Consider the following 3,525-nt stretch of genomic DNA (forward strand, 5'->3'; position numbering starts at 1 on the left):
CTGGAAACGTCCCAATTGCCGTCGGCCCGAAATGCGCCCAATTTCGGATACAGCATCTCGATTTGTTAGTTCCCAATACCTAGATCAAATCTGTGCCAGATTGGATCAATGCTTAAAACGTGCCTTTGTAAAGCAACTTCCTCATCCTAAGAGCTCTATGTCTATTACAGGAACAAACTTAGAGTTCATCGTGCAACATTCTAGAAAACCCAAAAAAACTGAATCATCAAAGTATATTAGCCGTGCTGCAGCTCGCAATCTTCATCACGCGACGAGATTTGCAAAACAAGTTGGGGGGCAACAGTCAGCTAGGACGTATCCGAACAGCAATGTTAATGCCGAATTCGAGCTCAATATGTATGTGACGATCAATTGGGATCTTACTGAAACGGGCCATGACAATTTCAAAGAGCTGAGGAACCAGCGGTTCTGCCGGTGGTTGAGGACTAGGTGCAAGCAGTTGGAGATATGCGTGCCCCCGACCTATGTATATAGCCGCGAGCAAGACCCTGAGCACGGACACGATCATGTTCACTGGCAGGTTCATGTGCCTGAGCAATTGATCGAAGAATTTACAGATCTCGTTCCCCGCTGGATTACAAGCTTGGAAAATAAGGGAGAACCGCCACGAAAGCGGTCACAGAACCATCAACCGGCGCCCGACGGCTCAGTAGACATTCAAGTTGCTCGCAATAGTGTAGCTATCCGCAAATATTTGCTGAAGGGAATTGACCCCCGAGAAGCTTACCGCTTCGGCATCCGCAAAATGTCGCCTCAGGGGACTGTCGTTGGCCCGCGGACCGGCGTCAGCCGCAGCCTTGGCAAAGGTGCGCGCGATAGAGCCAAATATAAGCCTAGGCCTGCAGTATGGAGGATAGGCAATGGACGCTCGGCCCTGACATTTCCTAAAATTTCTGATCCTAAAGTAATATTGGCTAATCTACACATTCCGTGAAAATAAAAATGCCTTCGTCGAAACCAATTTTCACCTGATTGTTGAATTGCTTCAACTATCGGTGCGAAGGTAATCAAGCCGGCTGTCTCGAAAACGTATTTCTCTTCTGCCGAGAACGTGAGAATCACATCAGCTACGGTCTTCGATTCTATTGATGCTCTGCTTGGCGCATTCTGCGCTTTTCCACATACGGATCCATGCAAAGTGATACGAATGGATCTGTAATTCACAAAGCAACCGCAATGGGGAGCGCATTCAGGAAAGAATATAATTTCTAACGTAGTCGCGCGGAATAAGGAAATTGACCGCGCAGATTTCGCCACGATGAGGCCTTACCTAGCCAACCGAAAAGTAAAGGCAACTAAACCTGCAGACACAAGACTTTAAAAATTTATGAAAATGCCCCGGGCGCCGCTTCTTCAATCCGATCAATCAAAGCCTCTGTAGCGGATAACGCGTGAGACATGTATTTTGGATGATACGGTGTTGCGTATTTATCGGACTCATTCGGTTTTACATGTCCCATCATCATCCGACCTTGATGCCATTGACCACTGTCGTCCAAGATCGGTCTTAGAAGGGTGGAGACACTCCGGCGGATCAGCTTCATTCCGCTCTGGCCATCGACCGGAAAGTCTAAGGTCGCGACCATCTGACGAAAGGCAGTTCTTACTGATTTGACCTTGATGAAGGGGCCTTCATTGGCGTCCAGCAATGCAACCATCTGTCTGGATGCAGGAATTAGGGGACGATATTTTTTTGTCTGCGCCCGGCCCTTGGGGTTGAGATTTATATACCCCACATGCGACTGCCATTGATCGCGTTGAGGAGCCGTTGAAAAATCAAATACCGCATCTGGTCGCGCCCAAGTGGCAACGCTCAATCGAAGGAAATTCAACAATTCTTCCCGCTCCCGCCTCCATTTAATCAACTGCTTATCTGTCGCCGTATCAGGATGATCTAGAACCAAGGCGTAGCGGAACATTTGCACCAATTGAGCTTCGTTTGCGCGGAACCATGGAGAACGACTTACCTCGTTTGCCGATTTTACCTCGAAGTCCGCGACATGCGGCAATTTGCGTGCCTTAAAGGCAAAGTTAATTGCTGCGCGCAGTTGTCTAACGCTACCTTCGATTGTGCCTGAGGTGCGTGGGCGGGGCAGTCCTTTCGGCGAGATAATAGGGATCCGGGCCGCCCACATCCGGAATCCATTGATAAAATGATCATCGACGTCGTCAGCGCGAGTGGACTCTAAGCTGTTTGCTTCCAGATAATTTAATATGTGCTCAAGCCGAGGTTCAGCAGCCTTATAGTTAGTGGCCTGCAAATATTCTCCTATTGCTTCTGCGACAAATGGGCTCCGGTAGCCGGCGAATGATTGCCCGCAAGTCGGACAGAATTTGCATTCGCTCACCTGTTCATCGTAGAGTCTATCTAATCGCTCTTTGCCTTCGAGAGCTGACGCCGTGCCTGTCGAACGGCTTCTGAGCCGTCCTGCTGATCTGTCATACCAGAAGATGTAGAGGTTTTTGGACCTCGGGGTGCCGTCATTCTTGAAATCGAAGGCGAGATAATATTCGCCTCTTCGATAGAGCTCCTTCTTTTGCATTCTTTTGTCCTTTCAAGGCTGATTTCTTTATCAAGCAATGCGAACGCGCCAATTTCTGCCAGAAGCGTAACTTCTTCGGAATTGAGCATGATTGATTTTTGGTGACCGAAAGATTTTTCTAAGCGCGCACGAAGCTTAAGCATTTTTGCCTGGCGCTTTGACGGGACAGCTTGCTGTTCGATATCTTCTGAAGGCGAGTTACTCATGGCGACCCTTCAGCGTGGAATGAAGGGTTGTTGATATTTCACAGTGAAGTGCAATAGATCCGATCACATGATTGATCGGATGAGAATTGAGTAAGTGTTGCTCAATACAGAAGAGTAAATCTTGGTTCACATATGGTTATGGGACAAAAGCCAAAAATCGAGTAGCTGTTTACCAAACTATAAATTAGCTGTCCCAAATTTGGACAAATCTACTGGCTGTTAAAAACTCGTCGCCGCGATAGGATTGAGCGGGACGCAATTGCCAAAAAGGCAACCGCGCCCCGTCATTCATGCTATTAAACCGTCAGATCGATCCTCTCATCACAGAATTTCAGCTGCAGCAAATATTCGCTGAGCGCTCGGGCCCATTCTGCCAAACGCGTGTCCCCCAATCGCTCCACCGATCAACACAGTGGCGAAGCCAGCAGTAGAACCGGTCCCGCGCATATTGATCCGGGAAGGTGAGCGACCACAATGTCCGGCGCAGCGGGATGTTCGGACCAAGCCCATCGCCGACCAGCCTGATGGCATTGAGCTTACCGATCATTACCCGCTCGAACCAATATGGCAGCCGGTCGGCATCACGCTCCAATTTCTGTAGCGCTGCTTACCGTGCCAACACCGAGATCGCCATGCATTGAGGCCCTTTTCTGCGCCGCAATAGCGGCAGTTTCAAAAAGAACTGTTTGAAGAACGGGAAATTTGAAATTCCCGGGTTGAAGGGAAAAAAGAATATAGCCGCACACGCGGCATAT

Annotated in this window: 4 protein-coding genes; 2 read left to right on the forward strand and 2 right to left on the reverse strand. The window is 48.9% G+C overall.

The features are described from left to right. Positions 1-955: hypothetical protein (locus V7680_RS15195; RefSeq protein ID WP_335654100.1), on the forward strand; the 955-nt coding region annotated here is incomplete at its 5' end. Between the two features lie 391 nt (positions 956-1,346). Here V7680_RS15195 and V7680_RS15200 read toward each other — a convergent pair. Both V7680_RS15200 and V7680_RS15205 read right to left on the reverse strand, forming a co-directional pair. Continuing rightward, entirely contained in the window at positions 1,347-2,282 is a 936-nt protein-coding gene (locus tag V7680_RS15200) for a hypothetical protein (RefSeq protein WP_335654101.1), read from the reverse strand. Between the two features lie 107 nt (positions 2,283-2,389). Further along, complete coding sequence (locus V7680_RS15205) at positions 2,390-2,770, reverse strand: hypothetical protein (RefSeq protein WP_335654102.1); 381 nt, start codon at positions 2,768-2,770, stop codon at positions 2,390-2,392. Positions 2,771-3,182: 412 nt separating this feature from the next. Between V7680_RS15205 and V7680_RS15210 the strand changes: the two genes are divergently transcribed. Beyond that, positions 3,183-3,371: a hypothetical protein gene (locus tag V7680_RS15210; RefSeq protein WP_335654103.1), complete on the forward strand. Its 189-nt coding sequence runs from the start codon at positions 3,183-3,185 to the stop codon at positions 3,369-3,371. Positions 3,372-3,525 lie beyond the last annotated feature (154 nt).

The sequence above is a fragment of the Parasphingorhabdus sp. genome, from assembly GCF_036963705.1.
Taxonomy (GTDB): Bacteria; Pseudomonadota; Alphaproteobacteria; order Sphingomonadales; family Sphingomonadaceae; genus Parasphingorhabdus.